The 567-nt window shown below is 53.3% G+C and carries 1 protein-coding gene; it reads left to right on the top strand.

Annotation, left to right across the window (positions count from 1 at the left end):
* Positions 1-21: 21 nt before the first annotated feature.
* Positions 22-567, top strand: a 546-nt coding sequence (locus ACTJKS_RS28035) for a calcium-binding protein (RefSeq protein ID WP_440829057.1), incomplete at its 3' end; no start/stop codon positions are given.

The following is a 567-nucleotide window of genomic DNA, read 5'->3' as shown; positions in this document are numbered from 1 at the left end:
CCCAACCCATATGATCTTGTATTGCGATATGGCACTGGTGATGTGATCACCATCCAAAGCTATTTTTCTGGCGCCGACTCTTCGGTTGAAGAGTTTCATTTCTCGGATGGCATAATCTGGACGACCGCCGACGTCGCCAAACGGATCGTTGGAACCAGTGGCAATGACGCTCTCGTCGGTATGGCGGGTATCGACAGCGGTCTTTATGGTTTGGAAGGTAACGACACCCTGAACGGCGCCAGTGGAAATGACACCCTGGACGGTGGCAGTGGTGACGACAGACTTGCTGGAGCCCAAGGAAATGACACCCTGAATGGCGGTGTCGGCAACGATCTGTTAGCCGGCAACAGCGGATCCGATACCTTCGTTTTCAGTCGCGGCGATGGGCAAGACATTATCGCTGACGACGGTGTTGCAGCAGATGTGGATTTGGTGCGTTTCACTGACGTCAATTCGACGGACATCACCGGTTTTGAGCGCACTGGATATTCGGACCTGCTCATTCGTTATGGTACGAACGACACCCTGACTGTGCAGAGTTTCTTTACAGGCGCCGAATGGTCGATA

The sequence above is a fragment of the Pseudomonas sp. 22189 genome, from assembly GCF_052045635.1.
Lineage (GTDB): Bacteria > Pseudomonadota > Gammaproteobacteria > Pseudomonadales > Pseudomonadaceae > Aquipseudomonas > Aquipseudomonas parakoreensis.
This window is presented reverse-complemented; position numbering and strand designations above follow the sequence as displayed.